Origin of the sequence: Shinella sp. M31 (genome assembly GCF_049199205.1) — a bacterium.
Lineage (GTDB): Bacteria > Pseudomonadota > Alphaproteobacteria > Rhizobiales > Rhizobiaceae > Shinella.
Map to the genome: position 1 here is coordinate 42,043 of NZ_JBLZPH010000022.1, position 25,300 is coordinate 67,342.

20 protein-coding genes are annotated in these 25,300 nt (G+C 63.0%); 14 read left to right on the forward strand and 6 right to left on the reverse strand.

Going from position 1 to position 25,300, the window contains the following annotated elements; translation table 11 throughout:
• Positions 1–4 precede the first annotated feature (4 nt).
• Positions 5–2,143 (reverse strand): TonB-dependent siderophore receptor, encoded by a 2,139-nt coding sequence (locus tag ACOZKU_RS03885; protein ID WP_421577745.1) that lies wholly within the window; start codon positions 2,141–2,143, stop codon positions 5–7.
• A 280-nt stretch (positions 2,144–2,423) separates the two neighbouring features.
• Here ACOZKU_RS03885 and ACOZKU_RS03890 point away from each other — a divergent pair, with 280 nt between their 5' ends.
• The 5 genes from ACOZKU_RS03890 to ACOZKU_RS03910 are packed head-to-tail and all read left to right on the forward strand — an operon-like array spanning position 2,424 to position 7,390.
• Complete coding sequence (locus tag ACOZKU_RS03890; protein WP_421577746.1) at positions 2,424–3,419, forward strand: iron-siderophore ABC transporter substrate-binding protein; 996 nt, start codon at positions 2,424–2,426, stop codon at positions 3,417–3,419.
• Positions 3,416–4,462 carry a FecCD family ABC transporter permease gene (locus ACOZKU_RS03895; RefSeq protein WP_421577747.1) on the forward strand — a complete coding sequence of 349 codons (1,047 nt, stop codon included), beginning with the start codon at positions 3,416–3,418 and terminating at the stop codon, positions 4,460–4,462. The genes ACOZKU_RS03890 and ACOZKU_RS03895 overlap by 4 nt, the downstream gene beginning before the upstream one ends.
• A complete protein-coding gene (locus tag ACOZKU_RS03900) occupies positions 4,459–5,499 on the forward strand; it encodes a FecCD family ABC transporter permease (RefSeq protein ID WP_421577748.1) in 1,041 nt (346 codons plus the stop codon). Before ACOZKU_RS03895 ends, ACOZKU_RS03900 begins: the two co-directional genes overlap by 4 nt.
• Positions 5,496–6,344: an ABC transporter ATP-binding protein gene (locus tag ACOZKU_RS03905; protein ID WP_421577749.1), complete on the forward strand. Its 849-nt coding sequence runs from the start codon at positions 5,496–5,498 to the stop codon at positions 6,342–6,344. The genes ACOZKU_RS03900 and ACOZKU_RS03905 overlap by 4 nt, the downstream gene beginning before the upstream one ends.
• Positions 6,341–7,390 carry a DUF2218 domain-containing protein gene (locus tag ACOZKU_RS03910; protein WP_421577750.1) on the forward strand — a complete coding sequence of 350 codons (1,050 nt, stop codon included), beginning with the start codon at positions 6,341–6,343 and terminating at the stop codon, positions 7,388–7,390. Before ACOZKU_RS03905 ends, ACOZKU_RS03910 begins: the two co-directional genes overlap by 4 nt.
• 72 nt (positions 7,391–7,462) lie before the next feature.
• On the opposite strand, the gene ACOZKU_RS03915 is transcribed toward ACOZKU_RS03910, so the two are convergent.
• From ACOZKU_RS03915 to ACOZKU_RS03925, 3 genes are all read right to left on the reverse strand, one after another.
• On the reverse strand, positions 7,463–7,951 hold the full coding sequence (locus tag ACOZKU_RS03915; protein WP_421577751.1) for a histidine kinase: 489 nt from the start codon (positions 7,949–7,951) through the stop codon (positions 7,463–7,465).
• A 111-nt stretch (positions 7,952–8,062) separates the two neighbouring features.
• The gene (locus ACOZKU_RS03920) at positions 8,063–13,078 is read right to left on the reverse strand and encodes a beta strand repeat-containing protein (RefSeq protein WP_421577752.1); all 5,016 of its coding nucleotides are present in this window, start codon (positions 13,076–13,078) and stop codon (positions 8,063–8,065) included.
• A gap of 176 nt (positions 13,079–13,254) precedes the next feature.
• A complete protein-coding gene (locus ACOZKU_RS03925; RefSeq protein ID WP_421577753.1) occupies positions 13,255–14,160 on the reverse strand; it encodes a hypothetical protein in 906 nt (301 codons plus the stop codon).
• A 204-nt stretch (positions 14,161–14,364) separates the two neighbouring features.
• Between ACOZKU_RS03925 and ACOZKU_RS03930 the strand changes: the two genes are divergently transcribed.
• Positions 14,365–16,008: a tetratricopeptide repeat protein gene (locus ACOZKU_RS03930; protein ID WP_421577754.1), complete on the forward strand. Its 1,644-nt coding sequence runs from the start codon at positions 14,365–14,367 to the stop codon at positions 16,006–16,008.
• Positions 16,009–16,031: 23 nt separating this feature from the next.
• Here ACOZKU_RS03930 and ACOZKU_RS03935 read toward each other — a convergent pair whose 3' ends face one another.
• A complete protein-coding gene (locus ACOZKU_RS03935; protein ID WP_421577755.1) occupies positions 16,032–17,594 on the reverse strand; it encodes a D-aminopeptidase in 1,563 nt (520 codons plus the stop codon).
• Between the two features lie 292 nt (positions 17,595–17,886).
• On the opposite strand from ACOZKU_RS03935, the gene ACOZKU_RS03940 reads away from it, so the two are divergent.
• Positions 17,887–19,275 (forward strand): NAD(P)/FAD-dependent oxidoreductase, encoded by a 1,389-nt coding sequence (locus ACOZKU_RS03940; protein ID WP_421577756.1) that lies wholly within the window; start codon positions 17,887–17,889, stop codon positions 19,273–19,275.
• Between the two features lie 22 nt (positions 19,276–19,297).
• A complete protein-coding gene (locus tag ACOZKU_RS03945) occupies positions 19,298–19,660 on the forward strand; it encodes a cupin domain-containing protein (RefSeq protein ID WP_314085991.1) in 363 nt (120 codons plus the stop codon).
• 39 nt (positions 19,661–19,699) lie between these two features.
• Here ACOZKU_RS03945 and ACOZKU_RS03950 read toward each other — a convergent pair whose 3' ends face one another.
• Positions 19,700–20,284 carry a TetR/AcrR family transcriptional regulator gene (locus tag ACOZKU_RS03950; protein ID WP_421577757.1) on the reverse strand — a complete coding sequence of 195 codons (585 nt, stop codon included), beginning with the start codon at positions 20,282–20,284 and terminating at the stop codon, positions 19,700–19,702.
• Between the two features lie 60 nt (positions 20,285–20,344).
• Here ACOZKU_RS03950 and ACOZKU_RS03955 point away from each other — a divergent pair, with 60 nt between their 5' ends.
• The 6 genes from ACOZKU_RS03955 to ACOZKU_RS03980 form a co-directional block, all read left to right on the forward strand.
• Entirely contained in the window at positions 20,345–21,331 is a 987-nt protein-coding gene (locus ACOZKU_RS03955; RefSeq protein ID WP_421577798.1) for an alpha/beta fold hydrolase, read from the forward strand.
• Between the two features lie 213 nt (positions 21,332–21,544).
• Positions 21,545–22,402: a LysR family transcriptional regulator gene (locus ACOZKU_RS03960; protein WP_314085987.1), complete on the forward strand. Its 858-nt coding sequence runs from the start codon at positions 21,545–21,547 to the stop codon at positions 22,400–22,402.
• A gap of 181 nt (positions 22,403–22,583) precedes the next feature.
• Positions 22,584–23,381, forward strand: a complete 798-nt coding sequence (locus tag ACOZKU_RS03965; RefSeq protein WP_421577758.1) for a transporter substrate-binding domain-containing protein — start codon at positions 22,584–22,586, stop codon at positions 23,379–23,381.
• 35 nt (positions 23,382–23,416) lie between these two features.
• On the forward strand, positions 23,417–24,085 hold the full coding sequence (locus ACOZKU_RS03970) for an amino acid ABC transporter permease (RefSeq protein ID WP_421577759.1): 669 nt from the start codon (positions 23,417–23,419) through the stop codon (positions 24,083–24,085).
• Complete coding sequence (locus ACOZKU_RS03975; RefSeq protein ID WP_421577760.1) at positions 24,082–24,729, forward strand: amino acid ABC transporter permease; 648 nt, start codon at positions 24,082–24,084, stop codon at positions 24,727–24,729. Before ACOZKU_RS03970 ends, ACOZKU_RS03975 begins: the two co-directional genes overlap by 4 nt.
• Before the next feature lie 37 nt (positions 24,730–24,766).
• Positions 24,767–25,300, forward strand: a 534-nt coding sequence (locus ACOZKU_RS03980) for an amino acid ABC transporter ATP-binding protein (RefSeq protein WP_421577761.1), incomplete at its 3' end; no start/stop codon positions are given.

The window sequence follows — 25,300 nt, forward strand, 5'->3', positions numbered from 1 at the left end:
TTTCTTACCAGGTCTGGCGCAGCGTCGCGAGGATGGAGCGGCCCGGATTGTAGTAGACGGCACCGGTATCGGTGCTCGCCACATGCTTTTCGTCGAACACGTTGCTGACATTCAGCTGGAACGTCGTGTTTTCCTGTACCTTGTATGTAAAGGCGGCATCGAACACGACCGCGCTGTCCGATTTCTTGGTGTTCTCGATATTGGTGTAATAGGCACCCGAATAGCGTGCGCCGAGGCCGAAGGTCATGTCGCCGCGCCCGCCTTCGCCTTCCAGCGTATAGGTGCCCCAGATCGAGGCCATGTTTTCCGGCACGCGCATCAGGCGGTGGCCGTCATTGGCGCCGCCGGGCTCGACAATCTTGCTGTCGATATAGCTGTAGGCGGCGATGATGTTGATGGTGTTCGTCACCTCGGCCTTGGCTTCGAGTTCGAAGCCGCGATGGCGGACTTTCTCGACGGTCTGCGGAATATAGGTCACCTGGTCGAAGACCGTGATGTTGCCCTTGGTCAGGTCATAGACGGAGGCGGTGATCAGGGCCGGGAAGGCATCCGGTTGATACTTGATGCCGATTTCATACTGCTTTCCGGTCGTCGGGTCGGCACCGATGGCCGGCGGCGCGACGGATTCGGCATAGCTGATATAGGGCGCAAGCTCGTCGGTGATCTTGTAGCTCACGCCGAATTTCTTCGTGAACTCGCTGTGATCGGCGGCTTTGGTCGTGCCGGCCAGCAGATCCGTCTCGCTCAGGTCGAGCCAGTCGTTGCGCAATCCGGCACTCACGGTCAGCCTGTCGAAGAAGGTCAGGTCCTGCTGCAGATAGATCGCGGTGGTCTGCTGGTCGTTGTTCACGCTGGCGTAGGGCGGTATCGCGCCCGGCCCGCCGGAATAGATCGGGTTTTCCCAGTCGATCGAGGGTGCCGACGTGTAGTAGCTGTCGTTGTAGGCTTCGTATTTGTTGTAGGTGCCGCCGAGAAGTGTGCGGCTCTCGATGTCATTGAAATTCGCTTCGTACATCAGGTGCGCGTCGATGACGAACTGCTCGGTCGACTTCTCGTTGCCGAAGAAATAGCGGCCGGCAACCGTAGAGCCGTCGGTCGGCGTGCTGCCGATATACGCACTGCCAAAGCCGTCGTTCAGGTTGCTGTAGCGCGCATTGGAGCTGAAGCTCAGGCCGTTGCCGAAATCGTGGTCGAACAGCACGCTGTAGCTGTTGCGGTTCGTCTCGGTGAAATAATAGTCCGGCTCGCCGAAGAACACGTCGCGGTCAAAATCCGTGCCGAGCGGGTGGCCGCCGCTGCCGGGAACGCCGTCCTTGTCGAGATGGTCGAAAACGAATGTCAGGCTGGTGGCGTCCGTCGGGCGCCAGGTCAGGCCGCCCATGATGAAGTTCTCGTCATCCCGGGAGTAATCGTATTCCGCGTCGGCCCGCTGGAACTTGCCCGTCAGGCGGTAGGACAGCGTGTCGTCCTCGGTGATGTTGTCGCCGAAATCGAAGCCCAGTTCCTTGTGGGCGAAGGAGCCGCCCGTGCCATAGACTTCGCCGAAGCGCTCGCTCTTCGGCGTCTTGGTGACGTAGTTGACCGAGCCGCCCGGTTCCGCCGCGCCGAAGCTCGAGGAACTCGCGCCCTTCAGCACCTCGATGCGCTCATAGGCGTACGGTTCCTCCCGGACGCCGGCGAAGGTCCGGCCGATGGCGAGGCCGTCCCGGTAGGTGTAGGGGGTGAAGCCGCGAATATCGAAATAGTCGAAACGGTCGTCCGAGCCGTAGAAGTCGGTCACGACGCCGGCCGCGTATTGCACGACCTGCTCGACGGTATCGGCACCACGCTCCTGCATTTCCTTGGAGGTGATGACGGAGACCGCTGCGGGGGCGACGAGAATATCGGTCGGCATCTTGCCCGCGCCGGTCGTCCGGGTCGCGACGATCGATTTCGAATCGTTCTGCGTGTCGAGCAGGGTTCCGCCGGATTTTTCGATCACAACCGCTTCCAGCGCGGTCGCCCCGCCCTCCGTCGTGCCGGCATCCTGCGCAAAGGACAGGACCGGCGTCAGGGCGATAAGCGCCGTGCAACCGAGAAGACGCGCGTTTCGAAAGCGGAGCGGCGTTCGTGTTGCGCAACGGCCTTTTTGATCGATATCCATAGTCATATTCCAATTCCGTAGCTGCTGATGCGGCCGGGCCTTATTTGTTCGGCCGGTCAAGACGCATGACGCCTCGTCCGACCGGTCCCCCACGTGAAGGCCTTGCCCCGATGTTCCGCTATTAACTGGAGCATAATTGTCTAGTATTGTATATTCCCCCGGTTTTGTACGATCCGCCGGAAATCTCCACGCACTTTCTCTGGATTGACGGCTTCGCCGTTGACGGCGCGGAATTAAGCTGAGATTTGGGGTCAACTTATTGTGTGGAATGGAGTGGATGATGAAGCGGTTTCGTTTTGCCGGGTGGGCAATGATGCTCTTCGTTCTCATCTGCGCGGGCAAAAGCACGTTTGCCGCCGAGAGCGCGTCCTATCCCATCAGCATCAAACATGCCTTCGGCACCACCGTCATTGAAAAGAAGCCGGAGCGGGTGGCGACCGTCGCCTGGGCAAACCATGAGGTGCCGCTGGCGCTCGGCATCGTTCCCGTCGGCATGGCGCGTGCCAATTTCGGTGATGACGATGGTGATGGCGTCCTGCCCTGGGTCGCCGCGCGGCTGGACGAACTCCAGGCCGAGACGCCAGTCCTGTTCGACGAGGGCGACGGTATCGATTTCGAGGCGGTCGCTGCAACGCGTCCTGATGTCATCCTCGCTGCCTATTCCGGCCTCACGCAGGCGGACTACGAGACGCTGAGTGCCATTGCGCCCGTCATCGCCTATCCGCAGGCGCCTTGGTCGACGGACTGGCGCGAGACGATCCGGCTGGACAGCGCTGGCATCGGCATGGCCACGGAAGGCGAGGCGCTGATTGCCGGCATCGAGGCCGACATCGCCTCGGTGCTCGCCGGTTATCCCGAGCTCAAGGGCAAGTCGGCGATGTTCATCACGCATCTGAGCTCGTGGGATCTCAGCACCGTCAACTTCTACACGACCAATGACACGAGGGTGCGGTTCTTCGCCGATCTCGGTCTCACTTCGCCGAAAAGCGTCATCGAAGCCTCGCAGCCGGGCAAGTTCTCCGGTTCGGTCAGCGCGGAAGAGATCGACGCCTTCGACGATGTCGATATCCTCGTCACCTATGGCGACGGCAAGCTTTTCGATGCCCTGAAGGCGAATGCCCTGATGCTGCATATGCCGGCCGTGGCGAAAGAATCGATCGTCATGCTCGGCAACAATGCGGTCGGCACCGGCGCCAATCCGACGCCGCTGTCCATCCGCTGGGTCCTGAAGGATTATATGACGCTGCTGAGCGAGGCGGCCAAGAAATCGAAATGACCGCCGGCGCGCTCAACACATCGCCCACCCGGTGGTCGGCCGCATCCGGCTCCAACCGCACCAGAAGCCTTTGGCTGGCGGGGCTTGTCGTTCTCCTGGCACTGTTCGTGTTCTTGTCGGTCACGGTCGGAACACGCGACGTTGCCTGGGCCGATGTCGTGGCCGCAGTCGGCGGCGCGCAGGACACGATCGGCCGGGCGGCGGTCGCGCTGCGCATTCCCCGGACATTGCTGGCCTTGATCGCCGGCGGCGCGCTCGGGCTGGCGGGGGCCATCATGCAGGGCGTGACCCGCAATCCGCTTGCCGATCCGGGCATTCTCGGCGTCAATATGGGCGCGTCGCTTGCCGTCGTCGTCGGTGTCGCCTGGTTCGGCGTGTCCTCCGCCTATGCCTATATCTGGACGGCGATCGTGGGGGCAGGCTGTGCTGCAATTTTCGTCTATGCCATCGGCTCGCTGGGGCGCGGCGGTGCGACGCCGCTCAAGCTTGCCCTTGCCGGTGCCGCGACTTCGGTCGCCTTCGCCTCCCTGGTCATCGCCATCGTGCTGCCGCGCGGCGATATCGCCGGCGGCATCCAGTCCTGGCAGATCGGCGGTGTCGGCGGCGCGACTTACGAGCGCCTTGTTCCGGTCCTGCCATTCCTGCTCGCCGGCTTCGCCATCAGCCTTCTGTCGGCCAGGAAGCTGAATTCCCTGGCGCTCGGTGACGAGCTGGCCGCCGGGCTTGGCGAAAACGTTGCGGTCGCGCGGGCCATCGCGTCGCTTGGCGCCATCCTGCTGTGCGGCGGGACGACGGCCGTGTGCGGGCCGATCGGCTTCCTCGGCCTCGTCGTGCCGCATGTCTGCCGTTTGTTGGTCGGTGTCGATCATCGCTGGTTGCTGCCGTTCTCGGCGCTCGGCGGCGCCTGCCTGCTTTTGGCTGCCGATGTGCTGGGACGCATCGTCGCCCGCCCGGCGGAAATCGATGTCGGCATCGTCACTGCCCTGATCGGCGCGCCCTTCTTCATCTGGATCGTCAGGCGGCAGCGGGTGAGGGATCTGTGACCATGCAGAGCGCCACCATCGATGTCGTCATCGCATACCGCCGGGGACGCACGCGCCGATATGCCGCCGTGCTTGCGATGCTTGTGGCCCTCGTGCTGGCGATCTTCGCCGTCACCCTGTCTATCGGCAAGACCATCACGCCGCCGGGAGAAGTTTTCCGGGTGTTGCTTGGCGAACCGGTGCCGGGCGCGGATTTCAGCGTGGGGCAACTGCGGCTGCCACGCGCCGTCCTGTCGGTCCTCGCCGGGTTGTGCTTCGGGCTTGGGGGCGTGGCTTTCCAGGTCATGTTGCGCAACCCGCTCGCCAGCCCCGATATTATCGGCATTACTTCTGGTGCCGGGGCGGCGGCGGTGTTCGCCATCGTTGTCCTCTCCATGAGCGGGCCGATGGTCTCGGTGTTCGCCATCGTGGCCGGGCTTGGCGTCGCGATGCTCGTTTACGGCCTGTCGTTCCACAACGGCGTCGCCGGCACGCGGCTCATCCTGGTCGGTATCGGCGTTTCGGCTATGTTGCAGAGCGTCATCGCCTATATCCTGCAATCAGCGCCCGCCTGGAGCCTGCAGGAGGCCATGCGCTGGCTGACGGGAAGCGTCAATGGCGCACAGCTCGATCAGGCCCTGCCGCTGCTGCTCGCGCTCCTGGTCTTCGGCGGCCTTCTCCTCAGCCGCAGCCGCGATCTGGATGCCTTGCGGCTGGGCGACGACATGGCCGCCGCGCTCGGCACGCGCGTTGCGCAGACCCGGATGCTGATGATCGTCGCGGCCGTCGGCCTCATAGCGTCGGCCACGGCGGCAACGGGGCCGATCGCCTTCGTCGCTTTCCTCTCCGGGCCGATCGCCGGCCGCATCGTTAAAAACGATGGATCGTTGCTCATCCCCTCGGCGCTGATCGGAGCGGTCCTCGTTCTTGCGGCCGACTACATCGGGCAACACCTTCTGCCCGGACGATACCCGGTCGGCGTCGTGACCGGCGCGCTCGGGGCACCCTACCTGATTTACCTGATCATCCGCGTCAACCGGATCGGAGGCACGCCGTGACCGATCATCTGCTCGTCGCCAGCGGCCTCTCGGCCGGCTACGACAATACCGAAATCCTCCATAGCCTCGACCTGACGGTTCCCCCCGGCAAGATCACGGTGATCGTCGGCGCCAATGCCTGCGGCAAGTCCACCTTCCTCCGAACGATATCGCGGCTGATTGCGCCGACGGGCGGGCAGGTGCTGCTGGACGGCAAATCCATCCACCGCATGCCCTCGCGTGATCTCGCCCGGACGTTGGGCCTCCTGCCGCAATCGCCGATCGCTCCGGAAGGCATCACCGTCGCGGATCTGGTCAGCCGGGGGCGGCATCCGCATCAGAGCCTGTTTTCCCGCTGGACGCTGCAGGACGACGAGGCGGTCGACAGCGCGCTTTCGGCCACCAAGACCTTCGATCTTGCCGAACGGCCAGTCGATGAGCTTTCCGGCGGCCAGCGCCAGCGCGTCTGGATCGCCATGGCGCTGGCGCAGCAGACGGATATCCTGCTGCTCGACGAGCCGACGACTTTTCTGGACATCAACCACCAGATCGAGGTGCTCGATCTTCTGACCGATCTGAACCACGCGCGCGGCACGACCGTGGTCATGGTCCTGCACGACCTCAATCTCGCCGCCCGCTATGCCGACCATCTCGTCGCGCTGGCATCCGGCCGCGTGCACATATCAGGCACGCCGGAAGCCGTACTGACGGAGGAGGCGGTGCGGCAGGTTTTCGGGCTGGAAAGCCGGGTCATCACCGACCCCATATCCGGCCGTCCCATCATGCTGCCGATCGGCCGGCACCGGATGGCCGCGGCCATCGACGACGAGGTTGGCCGTCCGCCACAACAGGAGAAACGCGCATGAACGAGATGTCGTCCTTCAAGCTTTCGGGCGTTGCCCTTCCCAGCAATGCCGCCGGCATGCTCGACGAGATATGCGAGCACTTCATCGAGCATGCCGATGTGGAGCGGACCGGCGACCTGGCCCTTTTGAAAAGCAATGTCGGCCTGGCCCATATCCGCATCGACACGGGCCGCCTGCTCATCGATCTCGACTGCCCGACCGCCGAGGCCTTGCAGATGAGCCGCACGATCCTTGCGGAACATCTCTTCTACTTCGCAGAAGACCAGCCCTTCGAACTGACATGGTCAGAACCGACCTCTTTATCGGCACTGCCGAACCTGCATGAAGTGACGGTGGTTTCCAGTGAGGACGTGACGCCGCATATGCGCCGCGTCATCTTCTCCTGCGCGGATGTCTCCCCCTTCATCGGCGGCGACATGCATGTTCGTCTGCTGGTGCCGCCGAAAGGCAAAGCACCCGTCTGGCCCGGCTTCCGGGAAGACGGGCGTATCGCATGGCCGGAGGGCGAGGATGCGCTGCTGGTGCGCGTCTACACGATCCGCGCCGTCGACGCCGGCCGCGGGGAGTTGTGGATCGACTTTCTGCAGCATCCCGCACCGGGTGTGGCAACGCCGGGCGCGGATTTTGCCCGCGATGCGCAGCCCGGTGACGTTGCCGCCCTTCTCGGACCGGGCGGCGGTGATCTGCCGTCAGCTGAGTCGATCCTGTTCATCGGCGATGAAAGCGCCTTGCCGGCCATCGCGCGCATCGTCGCCGAGATGCCGGCGGGAACGCGCATGCAAGCGATCATTGAAGTCCAGGACGCGGCAGAAGAGCAGCCGCTGCCTTCGAACGGTATGCTCGATGTCCGCTGGCTGCACCGGAGTACGGCTACCGGATCTCTCCTGGAGGAAGCGAAGAACGCCATTGCGACCCTGGACGAGGGGACATTCGTCTGGGCCGCCTGCGAAAAGGACGATATCCGCGCCATCCGGGCCAGTCTCAAAGCGCGCCAGCATGACCGCAAGAAGATGTATGTCGCGTGGTATTGGGAGAAAGCGTCCTGAACGCTGTCGAGAACGGCACGTCTTTCAAGCCAGACCGCACCAGACCGAAGCTTCAGGACGCCTCGGTCAACTTTACTGGGTGATCGGCTTCAGGGAGTTGAAGATCGCGCCGATCTCTTCGCCATGGGCCTTCTGCTCTTCGGTGCCGCCCCAATAGGTAATGACGAGGGTCTTGTCGGCGGCAGCCACCAAGGCTGTCAGGCCGATGGTGACGGGGCCGTCGCTGTCCTTGCCCGACCAGTAGACATTGTAGGCCTGCATGCCGTTGAGCTTGCCTTCCTCTTCCTTCTTCGTCGAATCGTCGACCGTGACATTCTGGCTCGCGAGATATTCGACCGCTTCCTTGACCGTCTCGGTGGTATCCTTGCCGTCCTGCGCATCGATTGAGAAATAGACCGAGTCATCGTCGGCCTGGACCTCGATGCCGCTTTCGGTCGGGGTGGTTTTCCAGCCATCCGGGATGGTGATCGAGGCAACCGGCTCGTCGGCCGGGAATTTGATTTCTCCGGCCTGTGCGGTGCCGGCGGCCAGAAGCGTGGCGATAAGGATGGCATATTTCATGACGATGTCCTCCATGGTGAGCGCTATTGCGTGACGTCCAGTATCTTCCAGAAATACTGTTTGTTTTCATATGGTTAAGCGGAAGCCTGGCCGCTTCCCGGGATGTGGTTTTCACCCGATGATGTCGAAATCCGTCGCGGTCATCTTCAAGCCGGCGTCGAGCGTGGCGAACTGGATGGCTGCGCCCTTGCCGGACCCGTCGGCGTCGTACCAGAGCTTGCCTGTCTTCGAATCGTAGATGATCCGGTCCGTTTCCGCGTGCGCCCCGGTGCCGATGTAGAAGGCCTTCGCCGAGAGATCCCCGACCTTGCCAACCTTGGTGAAGATGTCGTCGTCGAGGAAGATCGTATCGTCCTTGACGGAGAAGTCGTCGATCGTGTCGATATTCGTAATGCCGAGCTTGGTGTCGAACACGAACGTATCCTGGCCCGACCCGCCGATCATCAGGTCCTTGCCGAGCCCGCCATAGAGGCTGTCGTCGCCGGCGCCGCCCTTCAGCGTGTCAGTCCCGTCGGCACCCTTCAGAATGTTGGCCAGTCCGTTGCCGGTGAGAATATTGGCAAGGCTGTTGCCGGTTCCGTTGATCGCCTTGGAGCCCGTCAGCGTCAGGTTCTCGACATTGGCGGCAAGTGTATGGGAAACGGAGGCGAAGACCGTATCGGTGCCCTGTTTTTCCGCCTCGATCACCTTGTCGCCACTGTGGTTGACGACATAGCTGTCATTGCCGCCGAGTCCGCGGAAGGTGTTTGCGCCGCTTGTGCCCTTGAAGGCATCGGCGCCCGACGTGCCGGTATAGCCGTCGATGACCAGGGTGCCGGTCGGATTGACGATCGTGCCGGTGAGATCGGCGTTGTTGCCGGCCGTATCCCGGATGGTCGCGCCATTGAGGATGATCCCCTTGGCGGCGAGATCGCTCGACGTCTCCTCCAGCCCGACCCGATAACTGAACACCAGCTTCGTGGCGGTGGAGGCGGCCGCATCGTAGATGGCCTTCTCGCCATTGCTGAGCGTCAGGACCAGCTTGTTCGCATCGGTGATCGTCACTGCTTCACTCAAGGCGATGCTGAACCGCGCGGCCTCGCCCGTCGTCAGCGTGCCGGAGCCGCCACTGATGCCTGGGCCCAATGTAGTGATGCCGGTCACCGTCGGCGCGACCTTGTCCAGCGTGAAGGTAAGGCTGCTGGCCGAGGACACGTTACCGGCGACATCGGTCTGAACGACCTTCACTGTATGCGTGCCATTGGCGAGGGCACTCGGGTTATAGGTGCTCGATGCCGTGCCACCATCGACGATGTAGCTCAGTGCCGTGCCGGTTTCCTTGCCGGCGATCGTCAGGGCACCGTTGCTGGTGATCCTGTCGGTGGCGGATTTGCCGGTGTCGGCGGCGAGTACCAGCGTTGGCGTTGCGGGTTTGGCGCGATCCAGCGTGAAGGTGAGGCTGCCGGCCGAGGAGACATTGCCGGCCACATCGGTCTGAAAGACCTTCACCGTATGTGTGCCATTGGCAAGGGTGCTCGGATTATATGTGCTCGATGTCGTGCCGCCATCGACGATGTAGCTGAGTGTCGCGCCGGCTTCCTTGCCCGAGATCGTCAGGGCACCGTTGCTGGTAATCTTGTCGGTTGCTGATTTTCCGGTGTCTGCGGTCAGTGCGAGCGTCGGCGTTGCGACGGACTTGTCGAGCGTGAAGGTGATGCTGTTTGTGGAAACATTGCCGGCTGTATCGGTCTGGATGAACTGCACCGTGTGCGTGCCATTGGCAAGGGCGCCCGGGTTATAGGTGGTCGATGCCGCGCCGCCATCGACGATGTAGCTGAGTGTCGCGCCGGCTTCCTTGCCCGAGATCGTCAGGGCGCCGTTGCTGGTGATCTTGTCGGTCGTGGACTTTCCGGTGTCCGCGGTTAGCGTGAGCACCGGCGTTGCGATGGATCTATCGAGCGTGAAGGTGAGGCTGCCGGCCGAGGAGACGTTGCCGGCCGCATCGGTCTGAAGGACTTTGACTGTGTGGGTGCCGTTGGCAAGGGCGCTCGGATCATAGGTGGTCGATGCGGTGGCGCCATCGACGATGTAGCTGAGTGTCGCGCCGGCTTCCTTGTCCGTGATCGTCAGGGCACCGTTGCTGGTGATCTTGTCGGTGGCGGATTTGCCGGTATCGGAGGTCAAGGCGAGCGTTGGCGTCGCCGGCTTGCTTCGGTCGAGAGTGAAGGTGATGGTGCCGTAGAAGAAAGAGACGTTGCCGGCGGCATCCGTCTGCTTCATCTTGATCGTATGCTCGCCGTCACTGAGCGCGGTCGGGTCGTAGGTCGCCGTCGCCGGGCCGCCATCGATGACGTAGCTCAGGGTCGCACCGTCCTCCACGCCAGCGATTGAGAGTGTGGCGTCATTGGTCACGAAATCGTTCGAGGCACTGCCGGTGTCGTTGGCGAGGTAGGGTTCCGGCGAGCCGATCGTAAGGTCGTATGTGAAAGAAACGGTGCCGGCCAGTGAAACATTGCCGGCCGTATCCGTCTGGAAGACCTTCACGGTATAATGGCCGTCGTCGAAGGTGCTCGGATCGTACGTGGCCGATGCTTCGCCATCATTGACGACGTAGCTCAGTGTCGCCCCGTCTTCCAAACCGGTGATCGTCAAGGAACCGTTATTGGTCAGGCCGTCGGTCGAGGAGGTGCCGCTATCGTGGGTCAGCACGACCGTCGGCGCATCCGGCCGGGTCGCATCCACGGTCCGCCCGGTTTTGGCTCCGTCGACAGTGGAAATCGTCGATCCGTCGAAGGGAGAGCCCTTTTGAGAGGTGTTCAGGAAAACCGCGACGTAGCCGTCTGATCTCGTTGCAAGGATATCGAGCTTGCCGTCACTGTTCACGTCGGCGAGGCTGACAGAGCTGATTTGGGAATTGCTCGTGATCTCTCTCGAACTGAGGATACCGCCCGTACCATCGCCCAACAGGACGGAGACGGACTTGCCGCTGTAACTGGCGGTCACGATGTCGAGTTTTCCGTCGCCATTCACGTCGCCAATGGCGACGGAAAGCGGGTCGGCGCCGACAGCGATTTCCGTCGAGCCCGAAAAACCGCCTGCACCATCGCCCAGTCGCACCGAAACGGTAGCGCCGGTCTGGTTCACCGCCACGATGTCGAGCTTGCCATCGCCGTTCATGTCCGCGGTGGTGACCGAATATGGATCATAACCCACGGCGATCTCGGTCGAACCGGAAAAGCCGCCGGTGCCGTCACCCAGCCGCACCGAAATAGTGTCGGTTTCCATATTCGGAGCCAGGATGTCGAGCTTGCCGTCGCCGTTTACGTCGGCGACACAGATATTCACCGCAGTGCCGATGGCGACCGCAGTCGAACCGGAGAAATTGCCCGTGCCGTCACCCAATCGCACCGAGATGGTATAGTCGTAATTCGGGGTCAGAATGTCGAGCTTGCCATCGCCGTTCACGTCGGCGACGGTGATGGAGAACGGGCCGTAACCGACCTGGACGCTGGTGGCAGCCAGGAAGCCGCCGCTACCGTCATTCAGACGTACCAAAACGGAACTGCTGTTAAAATCCGCCCCGAGGATATCGAGCTTGCCGTCACCGTTCACGTCGGCAACGACCGCAGATCGCAGGCTGCTTCCTACCGCGATATGGGTTGGGCTGGAGAAGCCGCCCGCGCCATCGCCCAGACGCACCGACACGGAACTGCCGAAGAAACTGGCTGTCAGGATGTCGAGCTTGCCATCTCCATTCACATCGACTGTGCTGAGAGAAGTCGCAGACGTGCGCATGTAAAAATATGTCGGCGTCGCAAAGCTCAGCTCGGCCGCACGCCCGTCCACTGTCCCATTGGTCGTATCCACGCCGGCGACGGACAGGTCGCTCGTATCGTCGTCGCCGTCTGCAACTGTGTAGACGAAAGTCGGCCGACCATCGTCATCAAGGCCGGCATAGACTGCATGGCCGCCATTGTTCAGCAGCAGGTCCGGCACACCTGTCACCGTGACGGGCAGCTCGGTCGAGAGTGTGAAGGTGATCGTGTCGCCGATCTTCAGCGTGCCGGTCTGGTCGGTGCTGGCGGATATTCCCGTCGCGAACGTTTTTTCGCCACCCAGCAGGACGGTCACGGAGCGGCCGTAAAAATTGGTGACGATGATGTCCATCTTTCCGTCTTTGTTGACATCGGCCACTTTGAGGGTTTCGGGCTGGTAGCCGACGCCAATATCCATGCCGCCGGAGAAACCGCCGTTGCCATCTCCCCACCGGACCGAGACGCTGCTGGAAAAGGAATTTGCGGTTATCAGATCCAGTTTGCCGTCGCCGTTGATATCCGCCACGGCAATGGATTTCGGATCTCTCTCGACGCTGACAGTCGTTGACGATGTAAAGTGGCCGGTTCCGTCGCCCAGCAGGACCGAAACAGTGTTGTAGTTGCCGGTCAGCGCATCCAGCTTGCCGTCGCCATTGACGTCCGCGATGGTGACGAGGTTCGGCGAATCCAGCCAGCCAAGATCATAACCGGATTCGGGCGTAAAGCCGCCTGTGCCATCCCCCAGCATGACGAACACTGCGTGGTTGCTGCTAGATGTCACGAGGTCCAGCTTGCCGTCCCCGTTCATATCGGCAAGCGTAAGAGCGTTCGAATTGTAAGCGGCAAGGGATGTATTGGTGGTAATCGACTGAAAGCCACCCTGGCGGTTGCCCAGGAAGACCATGATCGAGCTATTGCTGCTGACGGAGACTGCGTCTGTAATGCCGTCGCCGTTCACGTCACCCGCGATCATCGATTTCTGGCCTGGATAGACGTACATCTGGCTTCCGGCCAGATATCCACCCGTGCCATCGTTATAGAGCACCCTGACGATGGGGTTGTTGTAACTCGCATAGATGACATCGAGATCGCCGTCGCCGTCCATGTCGGCCAATGTGGCGCCTCCGGCATCGAAGCCGGTGTTCGTGAGGTCAAGGCTCGTCGATGTCGTGAAACCCCCGGTGCCATCACCCAGAAGCACGAGGAATTCGTTCGTCGAACTGGAGGCGGTGACCACAAGATCCAGCTTGCCGTCACCATTCACGTCGGCGATGGCGAGGTCGTCGGCATAGGCGTCGACGTTGAAATCCTGTCTGGTAAAGATCGTGCTCATGACAGCCCCTCGGACTGGCCAACGGCCAGGCGTGATCGGTGTAAACAATAGGTTGGCCCCTTTGCACAGCTGATGCGAGACCGGGCCTCGGCGGTTTGTCTCAAGCAGCGTGCATTCAGGAATTCAGGCGTTTTTTAACGCGCCCAGCCCTGATTTTCGCCGTCCATTTTTGACTGCTAGGCTTCCGCTGCTGCGAAGGCGGCCCGAAAAATAAGGAGTTTGCGTGCCTGCATCATCGCGTATTCCGAAAAGAAGCCGTGCGAGATCCATAGGGGCGAATAACCACGCCGGCCGCTCCAGCCGATGCCGCCGATCGCTTCCGCCTCGGCGAATTTGCGGCTGGTATGCGCCCGCGAAAGACTGAATGCGCGGGCGAGCTGCGCGATCGTGACGACATCCGTCAGGTAGCCGCCGGGCCATGGGACCTGCCGGTCGATACCGGCGACGAGCCGGTCCATCAAGAGCCCGCCGGCGTCGGTCCAGGCGAAGATACGATACAGCGGCCCCGGCATGCGGACATGCGGGTTTGCCAGGAGCCCCTCGCTGAGCGGCGGCATCAGAAGGGGAAGCAGCCGCTCGGGGGCTGCGCGAAACCGGTCGCTTCGCGTGCCTGCATCGACGCGGTCGAGGGCGGCGAGATGCATGTCGCACCATTGAACCAGGATCGCCAGTGAACCCGGCGATGGCAAGACGGCCACTTCCTTTGAAAGCTCGCTTCCGGACATGGGGAGGACGATGCCGTATTTGACGATTTCGTCGAAGAAGGCGTAGGCCGTATTGCGGCTGGCGATCAGGTATTTGAGTGCCGACTGTGCGATGGATCGCCGGGACATGCCGGCCCCATCGCCGCCATAGTGCCGCGAGAGCGCTGCCAGGGACAAAAGCCAGCGCTGCTGCGTGGCAAAGAGCGCCGAAGCCCGGGGTGCGCTTTCATAGCCGGTGACGAAACTCTGCGCGAGAAACTCGACCGCGCTCGGGAAGGTCGCAGCCGTCATCAGGCAGTCGACGTTTCCTACAGGCAAGGCAGGCGTGTCGATCCATTCCTTGCTTTCGTGTTTCGCAACGGCCAACTCAGTCAGCATGCATCGTCCCCGGAGGTATCCATGGTGATGGATAACCGGCATGGACGGCGCATGTCCTGAAGACCGCGGGGCGCGGTTCTAAAGTTTTCTGATATTTTTCTGAAGCGGTGCCGGTGCTCGTCGAGCGTTCCAGCATGTTGGTTGACGGCCCGGGTATGCGCTCACTATGGTGCACTCCGGCCAAGCGCAGGGTTCGGGGGATCCGTGTACGTTTTTGCGGATTTCGTTCTGGATACGGACCGGGCCGAGTTGCGGCACGCCGATGGATCCGTGACGCATCTGCGCCCCAAGACCCTCGACCTGTTCAAGCTCTTGGCGGAAAACAGCCATCGCGTCCTCGGCAAGGATGAGCTGATGGAGGCGATCTGGCCGGGCATCCATGTCGGTGAAGACAGCCTCTTTCAATGCATCCGCGAAATCCGCCTGGCGCTTGGCGATGCCAGGCGGGAAATGGTTCGCGTGGTGTCGGGGCGTGGTTATCTTTTCGCGCTCGACGTGACCAGCCGGCAGGCGGATACCGACACAACCGTGCCGCAGGACCAGGACGTACGGAAAATCCGGGACCACCGCAAATCGCGCAGCCGGCGGTTGCTTGTCGTGGCGGCGGTTTTCCTTCTCGCCGCCATGGTCTTGACTGGGCTTGTGCTTCTTGGCGATCGTCTCTTTTCGCCGCTACGGCTCACGGTCGTGCTGCAGCCGATTGTGACCGTGGAGGCCGGCCCGGAAGGCGTTGCGCTCGCGCGCGACCTTGGATCGGAGCTGGTCAAGGGGTTTTCCCGGATTGACGGCATCGACCTGATCGTGCCGGAGGGTAAAGCGGTGCGGCAAGGTCGGATCGGGCTGGAAGTGCGGAGCGTATTGAAACGCGGCGCGGGCAGCTGGATCCTTCAGGCGCGCCTCATAGATGGCGAAAGCCAGGAGATCAAGGCGGTTGCGGAGGTCGAGGCGGGTGCCGGCGAAACCGACCGGCAACGCCTCGTCCAGCGTCTCGCCGCCGGTATCGGTTATCCGCTGGGTGCCCGGTTGAGTGCCCTTCAAGAACCCGATGAACAGGCCGCGGCCCCTTCCAATGTCGCCATTCAGCAGGCTATTGCATCGATCAACCAGACGACACGCGAACGTTTCGGCACGGCACGCGCCATTCTTGAACAATATCTTGCTGAAGACCCTGACAATGTGGAGCTGCAGGTCGCCCTTGCCGGGTTGCAGCTGCGCGGGGTGCAGATGACGTGGTACGATCCGGTTCAAAGCGCTGCGGCCGAGCAGAATGCGAACGTCTTGCTGAAACGTGCGCTTGCCCGACGGCCGCACTCCCTGCCGGCGCTTGATGCCTATTGCCGCTTTCTGACCGTCACCAGCCGGTTCAGCGAAAGCCTCGTCGCCTGTGCCAGGGCATTGACCGTCAATCCCTGGGACGGCGCAGCGCTCTACAATCTCGGTTTGACCCAGCTCCAGCTCGGCCGCTTCGACGACGCGCTTGCCGGTTTCCTGGAGGCGGAGCGTTACGACACGCCGGAGGTTTCGCGCTGGACATGGCTGCTCGGCGCGGGCTGGGCGAACCTGCTGCTCGGCCGCAACGAGGAGGCCGTCGCGTTCCTGAGCCGCGCGATTGCGATCACTCCCGGCTCCGGGCGGCCCTATCTCCTGCTGGCCGCCGCCCATCAACGCCTGGGCCACGGGCGGGAGGCGAGGGAAGCGCTGGCGAAAACGATGGAGATGCGTCCCGGCTCCACCGCCCGCAACGTTTCGCTGCCCACCCGCAATGCCAGCGACATTTTCCTCGCGGCCAACAATGCGGTGCTCCGCACCCTCATCGCGATCGGCTTGCCGCCGGGAACGCCGCGATAGGCTACAAGCCTTGATGCGTGACCCTAGGACGCGCGCCGGTAGCCGATCCCGCGCGCCAGCCAGCAACCGACGCGAAGTCCCGTGACGGTGCCGGCCGCATCGCGCTCCACCAGCACCGTCCAGTCGCCGGGTGCTGCCGCATCGAGTGCGCGGCGGCTGGTAATGATCCAGACGTCTTCCGCCAGCGCATACATGCGCTCCATCGGACCCTTCCCGTAAAGCCCCTCGAAGACGGCGAAGGCCGCGCCGTCGCGCGCCTCGATCTCCAGATGGGCCTCCAGTTCCGCGGACCAGTAGCGGCCGGCAAGGACTGTCGGATCGGCCCATTCGACGGGTTGGAGCGGACGGGCGCGGACGGTCAGGTTTTCGCTCTCCCGCTGCATGAGCAATTCGTCTCGCTGCTTGCGGAGGCTAAAACCCTGCCCACGGGCAATGCCGTCAGCCGAGAGCGTGGCATGCGCGGAGGAGGGGCCGTAGTGAAGTTTTACGCCCGTCGCGTCCGCCGCCGTGCGAACCACCAGTCCCTGGGCTTCGTCCAGCCACAACCCATCCCAATCGCTGGGTAGCTGACCCTCTGCCTCGGCGTCGAGGCCAAGTGCGGCGTCGACGAGCATCGTCGCGGCGTTGAAGGCGCTGGTGCCATGGTTGAACATGACGACCACGGACAGCCGCTCCTCCGCCACATGCAAGCGATAGGAGCCGAAACCACGCAGGCCGCCGCCATGGCCGGTGAATTCACGGCCGTTATAGATGTCGCGGCGCAGTCCGTAGGCATAGGTTGCCGGCGTGCCGTCGGCATAGAAGGCGGGGGCGGAGAGGCGGTTGTAGAGACTGTCCGGGTCGTCGCGTGTCGCGTCGATATGGCATTCCCAGGCGAGCATATCGTCCAGCGATGCGGCAATGCCTGCATCGCCGAACCAATAGACGCCATTGTCGGCCGGCAGAAAGCCGACGTCGTCATTGCCTTCGTAGCCGATGACGTCATCGGCCGGCACGCGCGTGTTCGGCGACAGGATGGCCGTCGCCATGCCGGCCGGTGCAAACAGGCGCTCGGCAAGAAGATCGGCAAAATCGCGGCCGGTGCCGCGCTCGATCAGCTCGCCGAGGATGCGGAAATTGCCGTTGCTGTAGGAATAATGCGCGCCGGCCGGAAAATGGCCGGTCTTCGCGCTGGCGATGAGCGGCAGCGCGTCTTCGCGGCGGAATTCCGTTTCCGGATAGGCGCCGTGCAGCACGGTCAGCGCCCAGTAATCGCGCAGGCCCGACTGGTTGTGGCAGAGCTGCGAAACGGTCGGCAGCCGGTCGCGGTAATCGGGCAGGAAATCACGGACCTTGTCGTCCAGCGTGGCGGGATCGCCGAACTGGTCGAGCAGCAGCGCACAGGTGAACTGTTTCGAGATCGAGCAGATCGGCAGGCGTGTTTGCGCCGTCATCGGCAGGCGGCGATACATGTCGGCAAAACCCCAGGCGCGCCGCGCCACCACCTTGCCGTCCTTGACCACGCCGGCCACGCCTCCGGGGCCTCGAAAACGAAGCGGGAGGCGGTTCAGCGCCCTTTCGAGCGCCTTGGTATCGGGGTTGGTCATTCCATCACCTGTCAAGCCGTCGCGCGGAACGCGAGATGCGTCCCGTGCGTGCGCAAGAAATGCGAACAGGACTTGCTTGGCAAGAGCGGCGTAATCTTTCGTCGGGAAATAGTTCGGGCGGATGGCCTCTTCCTCCTCAAGACGCCGGACGCAACGGCGGGCCGCTGTCTCTTCGTCGTGACGGGGAGGCTTGACCGGAGGCATGAAGGTGGGGTTTGTGCGCTATGGCCGCAAACGCGATCGGCATGGAACGCCGGCTGGATGCGGCGGCCTGTGTTCGAGGATATGTGCGATGTCTCAATCCCCCCGTTTCGATGAAGCGTCCCGTTTCCCGGTCTGGCGGCAGGGATTGCCGGTCCCGCCGGCGTGCCCGGCGCTGGCGCAGGACACCACGGCCGACATCGCCATCGTCGGCGGCGGCTTCGTCGGGCTCTGGAGCGCTTTGAAGGCGAGGGAGCGCTGGCCCGACGCGCGGATCGTGCTGGTCGAGGCGGGCCGCTGCGGCGAGGCCGCCAGCGGCCGCAACGGCGGCTTTTGCGCGCCCAGCATTTCGCACGGTGTCGCCAATGCCGTAGGCCGCTGGCCGAAGGAGGCGGAGAGCCTTGTTCGCCTCGGCCGGCAGAACCTCGACGATCTCGAGGCCGACCTCGGCACCTACGGCATCGATGCCGCGTTCCAGCGGTCCGGCAAGCTGAACATCGCCGCCAAACCGTGGCAGGTTGACGGCCTGCGGGCGATGAAGGATCTCTACGGCTCCTTCGGTGTCGAGACGCAGTTCCTGACGGGGCAAGCGCTGGCCGAACGGCTTGATAGCCCGCACTACGTTGCCGGCCTGTTCGAGCCGAACTATGCGCTCGTCCATCCCGGCAAGCTCGTGGCCGGCCTTCGCGCGGCCTGCCTTGCGGCGGGCGTTGCGATCCATGAAAACACGCGGGTGACGTCGATTGCGCGTCGGGACGGGCAAATCCGCCTGGGCACGCCTGCGGCGATCCTGACGGCGCCGAAAGTGGCGCTGGCCACCAACGCCGACCTGCCGCTGCTGCGCCGCCTGCGGCCCACGATCCTTCCCGTGTTCGACTACGCGCTGGTGACCGAGCCCCTGTCTGACGCGCAGCTGCGCTCCATCGGCTGGGTCGGCAACTACGGGATCGCGGACAGCGGCAACCAGTTTCACTATTCCCGCAAGACGGCGGACAACCGCATCCTCTGGGGCGGTTTTGATGCGATCTACCATCGCGGCGGGCGCCGCGATCCGGAGCTTCTGGACCGAGAGCAGACATTCGCGACGCTTCAGGCCAATTTCGAGGCGGCTTTCCCAGCGCTCGCCGATGTGCGCTTCGATTATCGCTGGGGCGGCATCATCGACGTCTCGGCGCGCATGACCTTCTTCGCCGGAACCGCCTTTGCCGGTCAGGTGGGCTATGCGCTCGGCTTTACCGGGCAGGGGGTGTCGGCATCGCGCTTCGCGGCGCTGACGATGCTCGACCTCATCGAAGGCAAGCAGACGGAGCGCACGGCCTTGCGCATGCTGCGCCGTCGCCCGGTGCCGTTCCCGCCGGAGCCGTTCTGCGACCTGGCGGTGCAGTGGACCCAGCGCGACCTCGCCCGCGAAGACGAGACCGGCCGGCGCTCGCGCATGCTGCGCACATTCGACCGCCTCGGCGTCGGCTTCGCATCCTGACGCAAACCAGAAAGGACCAGACGTGACCGAACCAGCCCATGTGATCGCCTTCGATGCGGCGAAAATCGCGCCGCGCGTGACGGAAACATCCGATCCCGCTATCGTGGATGCGCCCTATCGCGCGCAGAGCTGGCGCCATTTCGAAGCGCCGGATCGCGCAGCGCTTGCCGGCATCTGGGAGGCGGAGCCTCATCTGGAACGCTGCCAGTGCGATTACGACGAGCTTTGCCATATCCTCGAGGGCACCGTGCGACTCACCGACAAGGCGGGTCACTCCCGCATCTTCGCAGCCGGTGAAACCTTCGTGGTCTCGGCGGGGTTCGAGGGAACCTGGGAAAACCTGACGCCGGTCCGAAAGGTCTTCTTCATTCTCGGCAAACCGTGACGGACGGCATCTGCTGGTCCTTGGAAGGGCGAGATCGCTCTATCGCGTATTGTCCAGCGCCCGCACCAGACTTGCCGCTGCTTCGCCTGCACTGTCCATGTAACTTGCATCGCGGTGGAGCAGCACGACCGAAAAGGCGCCGTCGAGCAGGAGGATGAGCTGCCGGGCCGTCCGGCGGGCGGGCTCGGATTGGCCCGCCGGATCGAGGATCGAACAGAACCAGTCCTCCACCCGCTTCTTGTGCAGCCTGCCGGCCAGAATGGCGGGATGGCCGGGCAGGTTGATCAGCTCGACCGATGTGCGCAGAAAGCCGCAGCCCTTCCATTTCGGATGGCGGGCGGCCTGGGCGAGTTTTGCGAAAAGCCCCATTATCCTGTCGGCGACCGCGCCTTCGCTCGTGTCGAACCATTGCTGGAAGAGGGCGAGGTTCGGCTGGTCGCGTGCTTCCAGATGCGCGGCGATCAGGTCGTCCTTGCTCCGGAAGTGATAGTAGAGGGTGCGCTTGGTCACGCCTGTTCGTTCGGCGACGGCATCCATGCTGACGGCGCGGATGCCCTCCGCATGAAACAGTTTTCCGGCGGCCAAAATGATGCGGTCGCGGGTTGGAAGTTCGGCTTTGCTCATGGCGAAATGTATACCGACCAGTGAATATACACAATGCAGGACGGGCCCTATCGTCTCGGCATGATCGATGAAGCCGCCAGACCACGCGAGATCCTCTCGAAGCCCGTTGCGATAGCGTGTCGCGATGGCCTTTCGCTGCACGGGCATCTCTGGGAAAGTGCGGCGCCGGACAAGGCGGGGAGGGTCGTCATCAACCCGGCGACGGGCGTACCGGCGCGTTTCTATCACCGCTATGCGCGCTTTCTCGCCGCGCACGGTTTCGACGCTCTGACCTATGACTATAGGGGGATCGGCCTGTCGCGGCCCGAGACCTTGCGCGGCTGCGGCTATCGCTGGCGTGACTGGGGCGCGCTCGATTTCGATGCTGCTGTCCGCTTTCTGGACGGGCGCGGCGACGGTCCGCTGCTGGTGGTTGGCCACAGCATCGGCGGATTTTTGCCGGGACTGGCGGACAGCGGCACGCGGGTTACGCGAATGCTGACGGTCGGCGCGCAATTCGCCTGGTGGGGCGACTATGCGCGTTCACAGCGTCTGAAGCTGTTCTGGAAATGGCATCTCGCCATGCCTGTTCTGACGGCGCTCTGCGGCTATTTTCCCGGCCGGCGACTAGGCTGGCTGGAAGACCTGCCGGCGGGCGTGGCCAACGAATGGAGTTTTCGCGGACCGCGTTTCGAACGCAGCCATCCGCGTGCGTCGCGTGCGGTCGTCCTGGCAAGGATGCGGGCGTTCAGCGCACCGATCCTCGCCGTGACGGTATCCGATGATGACCTGGGAACGCTGGCTGCTGCCCGCCGCACGCTGCACTATTATGCCGGTGCCGAACGAACCCTGGTTCATATATCGCCGGCCGATTGCGGGCGCGATGCCATTGGCCATTTCAACCTGTTCCACGACATGCACGCATCGGGCTTCTGGCTGGACACGATCCTCTGGCTGCGCGACGGCATCAATCCCTGGCCGAACCGGAGGGTGAATCTGGAGGTGCCGATCCAGTTCGATCCTTCTACCCCGCCATCGGCAAGGATCCTCGGCAAGCCCTATTACTAGCCCGCCGGAAAATTCCATCAGCCGTTCCGTCAGGATCGGGCCGGCCATCTGCACCGCCCGCGCCGCATCGGTGTCGATCCCGCGCTCGCCGAATCGATCGGAACCAGCGTTTTACGTCTCCATTGACGGCGTTGTGTCTGTTATGGTGACGGGCAGGGATGCGGCAGGCCGATGCGTTGCCATCCCGCGTCTTGCCATGGAGCCGGGGTTTGCATGCTTGATCTCGACTCCTACCTGCTCAGAGCCTTCCTGGCCGTCGCCGAGATCGGGACCGTCAGCGGGGCGGCTGCGACGCTCAACCGGACGCAGGCCGCCGTCAGCATGCAGCTTCGCAAGCTGGAAGAGCTCGTCGGCGTCCGGCTGTTTCTGCGCTCGTCGAAGGGGCTTTCGCTGACGGCACAGGGCCAGATCATGCTTCCCTATGCCCGCGAGATCGTCACGCTTGCCGACGAAGTGGGCAAAAGGCTGAGCGGCAAGACGATCCGCGACCGTGTAAGGCTCGGCGTCGTGGAGGATTTCGCGGCCGGTTACCTCATTGAAATCCTGCGCAATTTCCGCGATCAGAATCCCGATATCGAAATCGATATCATCATCGAACCGAACCGGCGGCTCGCTACGCTTTTCAACGATGGCCATCTGGATCTCACGGTCTGCGACATCAGTTGCCTTCCGCGCAAGCCGACCCTGGTCTGGACGGAATACATGATGTGGACTGTGCGGTCCGATTTCGTCGTCGATGCGGCAAAGCCGCTTCCGATCATCATGTTCGATGAGGGCTGTCCCTGGACGATCCCCGTGACCGGTGCATTGTCCCAGCGCAACATCGCGTGGAAAACCGCCTGCGTGGCCTCCACGCTTGTCGCCGTGGCGACGGCGGTGCGCGTCGGGATCGGGATTGCGCCGATGATCGTCAACACGCAGCCGGAGGGTTGCCGCACGCTGGACAAATCGTCTGATCTGCCCGGTCCTGTCCGCATTGAGATCGGCCTGTATAGCCAGCCGGAAATGGCCGAGGGCGCGCGCCATCTCGTCGAGTTCATCGCCCGCCATGCGGCCATGCTGCCGGCCTAAAGTCGGCCATTCCGACCGACCATTATCAGGTTTCCTTATATACACCCCCGAATTTTCGAGCTTCCAAGCGGGGTGGTCCCTGCCGATGATGCCGTCACAGAGCGATGCCGGGGAGGGCGCGTTCAGCGCCACATCCGCCGAGCAAGGCATGTCGCGCGATCATCGAAACGGGAGGATTACCATGACCATCACACGGAAACTGACATCTGTGCTTGCCGCCGCGATTGCGGCCGTCGGCGTTTTCGCGGGCTCCGCCTCGGCGGATGCATTGGAGGACATCAAGAGCGCGGGCACGATCGATGTCGGCATCTTCTCCGATTTCCCGCCCTTCTCCTCGGCCAGCGCCGACATGAGCATCAAGGGCTATGACGTCGACGTGGCGCAGAAGATCGCCGATGCGCTCGGCGTGAAGCTCAACCTGGTGGGGATCACCGGCCAGAACCGCATCGCCTATCTCAACGACGACCGCGTCGATCTCCTGATGAGCGTCGGCTATTCCAAGGAGCGCGCCGAAGCGATCGATTTCGCCGCTGCCTACGCGCCTTACTACATCGCCGTCATCGGCCCGGCCGAGCTGAAGGTCGCCGGCAAGGAAGACCTCGCCGACAAGACGATCGCCGTCAATCGTGGCACGCTGGAGGATACGTCGCTGACTGCCGCGGCCCCTGCCTCGGCCACCATCCAGCGCTTCGAAAACTACAATGCCGTGATCCAGGCCTTCATTTCCGGCCAGACGCAGCTGATGGTCGTCGGCAACGATGTCGGCGCGCAGGTGCTGGCCCGCCAGGACCAGCTGAAGCCCGAGCAGAAGTTCCAGCTTCTCACCTCGCCGTCGCACATCGCCGTGCGCAAGGGTGAGGACGGGCTGAAGAAGGCGGTCGACGAGGCCATCGCCAAGATGGTGAGCGACGGCACGCTCGATGCCAGCTCGAAGGAATGGCTGAAGACGCCGCTCAACCCTGAGAACCTCAAGGACTGAGCGATCTTCGCACGCATCGGGTTTAAGAGGTCATCATGAAATATGCTCTCGATTTCACCTGGCTCTGGGGCAGTCTGGGAGCCTTGGCCTCGGGTGCGGCAGTCACCCTGTTCCTGATCGCCTGCACCACCGTCTTCGGTATGATCATCAGCATCCTCGGCGCGGCGGCGCGCCGGGGGCGCTCTCTCTGGCTGCGCAAGCTGGTCGGCGCCTATGTCGAGATCATCCGCAACACGCCCTTTCTCGTGCAGCTCTTTTTCATCTTCTTCGGGTTGCCGAGCATCGGCGTACGGCTGGATCCGATGGTGGCCGCGATCCTCGCCATGACGCTCAACATGGCCGCCTATACGATCGAGGTGGTCGGCGCCGGTCTCGACGCCGTGCCGAGAGGCCAGCGGGAGGCGGCGACGGCACTCGGCATGCGGCCGCGGCTCGCGTTTATCAAGGTCGTCCTGCCCCAGGCGCTCGCCATCATCTATCCCGCGCTGACCAGCCAGATCATCATCATGATGCTGGAATCGGCCGTCGTGTCGCAGATATCGGTGCGTGAACTCGCCCAGGAGGCCGATCTGCTCCAGGCGCGGACGTTCCGCTCCTTCGAAACCTATCTGGTCGTCACCTTCATCTATCTCGGCCTGTCTGCGGCGGTGCGCCGCGGCATGATCCTGTTCGGGCGCCGCACGCTGGGAGCCGCCGTAAAATGATCGAATTCACCTTCTGGGATATCCTGCGGAACCTGCTGTTTGCGACGCGCTGGACGGTTCTCCTGTCCACGGCCGCCTTTGCCGGTGGCGCCATCGTGGGTATCGCCGTCCTCTTTGCGCGGATTTCGCCGGCAAAGTGGGCAAGGCGCTTCGGTTCCGGCTATATCGCGCTCTTTCAGGGCACGCCGCTGCTCATGCAGCTCTTCCTGATGTTCTTCGGCCTGCCGATGCTCGGGCTGCGCATCGAGCCCTGGACCGCCGCCGTCTGCGGCCTGACCTTCTATGCCAGCGCCTATCTGGCCGAAATCTGGCGCGCCGGTGTCGAGGCGCTGCCGCGCGGGCAATCGGAAGCCGCTTCGAGCCTCGGCCTGCACCGCCTGCAGGAATTGCGTCTCGTGATCCTGCCGCAAGCATTCCGCATCACGCGGGCGCCGGTCGTCGGCTTTCTCGTGCAGCTGATCAAGAGCACGGCGCTCGCCTCCATCCTCGGGTTTGAGGAGCTTTTGAAGACGGCGAACGCCATCAACAATGCCACCTTCGAGCCATTCAAGGTCTATGGCCTTGTTGCGATTATCTTTTTCCTGCTGTGCTATCCGCTGACGCAATATGCGCGGATGCTCGAGGGAAAGGCCGTCTTCCGCTGAGACGGTTAAGGCAGACGGATAGGGAGAGGAAATACATATGGCCAACCAAGCCCAGGCGCAAAAACTGGCAGTCTCCACCACGGATGTCGCGGTCGAGATATCCAATATGAACAAGTGGTACGGCGACTTCCACGTTCTGCGCGACATCAATCTGAAGGTCATGAAGGGCGAGCGCATCGTCATCGCCGGCCCCTCGGGCTCTGGCAAGTCGACGATGATCCGTTGCATCAACCGGCTGGAGGAGCACCAGAAGGGCTCGATCGTCGTCGACGGCATCGAGCTCACCAACGACCTGAAGAAGATCGACGAAGTGCGCCGCGAAGTCGGCATGGTGTTCCAGCACTTCAATCTCTTCCCGCATCTGACGATTCTGGAAAACTGCACGCTGGCACCGATCTGGGTGCGCAAGATGCCGAAGAAGGACGCCGAGGAAGTGGCGATGCACTATCTGAAGCGCGTCAAGATTCCGGAACAGGCCAACAAGTATCCCGGCCAGCTTTCGGGTGGCCAGCAGCAGCGCGTGGCGATCGCCCGCTCGCTCTGCATGAAGCCGAAGATCATGCTGTTCGAC

Coding starts and splice junctions, on each gene's coding strand:
- ACOZKU_RS03885 (WP_421577745.1), bottom strand. CDS start 2,143: ATGGATATCGATCAAAAAGGCCGTTGCGCAACACGAACGCCGCTCCGC.
- ACOZKU_RS03890 (WP_421577746.1), top strand. CDS start 2,424: ATGAAGCGGTTTCGTTTTGCCGGGTGGGCAATGATGCTCTTCGTTCTC.
- ACOZKU_RS03895 (WP_421577747.1), top strand. CDS start 3,416: ATGACCGCCGGCGCGCTCAACACATCGCCCACCCGGTGGTCGGCCGCA.
- ACOZKU_RS03910 (WP_421577750.1), top strand. CDS start 6,341: ATGAACGAGATGTCGTCCTTCAAGCTTTCGGGCGTTGCCCTTCCCAGC.
- ACOZKU_RS03915 (WP_421577751.1), bottom strand. CDS start 7,951: ATGAAATATGCCATCCTTATCGCCACGCTTCTGGCCGCCGGCACCGCA.
- ACOZKU_RS03920 (WP_421577752.1), bottom strand. CDS start 13,078: ATGAGCACGATCTTTACCAGACAGGATTTCAACGTCGACGCCTATGCC.
- ACOZKU_RS03925 (WP_421577753.1), bottom strand. CDS start 14,160: ATGCTGACTGAGTTGGCCGTTGCGAAACACGAAAGCAAGGAATGGATC.
- ACOZKU_RS03935 (WP_421577755.1), bottom strand. CDS start 17,594: ATGACCAACCCCGATACCAAGGCGCTCGAAAGGGCGCTGAACCGCCTC.
- ACOZKU_RS03940 (WP_421577756.1), top strand. CDS start 17,887: ATGTCTCAATCCCCCCGTTTCGATGAAGCGTCCCGTTTCCCGGTCTGG.
- ACOZKU_RS03950 (WP_421577757.1), bottom strand. CDS start 20,284: ATGAGCAAAGCCGAACTTCCAACCCGCGACCGCATCATTTTGGCCGCC.
- ACOZKU_RS03955 (WP_421577798.1), top strand. CDS start 20,345: ATGATCGATGAAGCCGCCAGACCACGCGAGATCCTCTCGAAGCCCGTT.
- ACOZKU_RS03960 (WP_314085987.1), top strand. CDS start 21,545: ATGCTTGATCTCGACTCCTACCTGCTCAGAGCCTTCCTGGCCGTCGCC.
- ACOZKU_RS03965 (WP_421577758.1), top strand. CDS start 22,584: ATGACCATCACACGGAAACTGACATCTGTGCTTGCCGCCGCGATTGCG.
- ACOZKU_RS03970 (WP_421577759.1), top strand. CDS start 23,417: ATGAAATATGCTCTCGATTTCACCTGGCTCTGGGGCAGTCTGGGAGCC.
- ACOZKU_RS03975 (WP_421577760.1), top strand. CDS start 24,082: ATGATCGAATTCACCTTCTGGGATATCCTGCGGAACCTGCTGTTTGCG.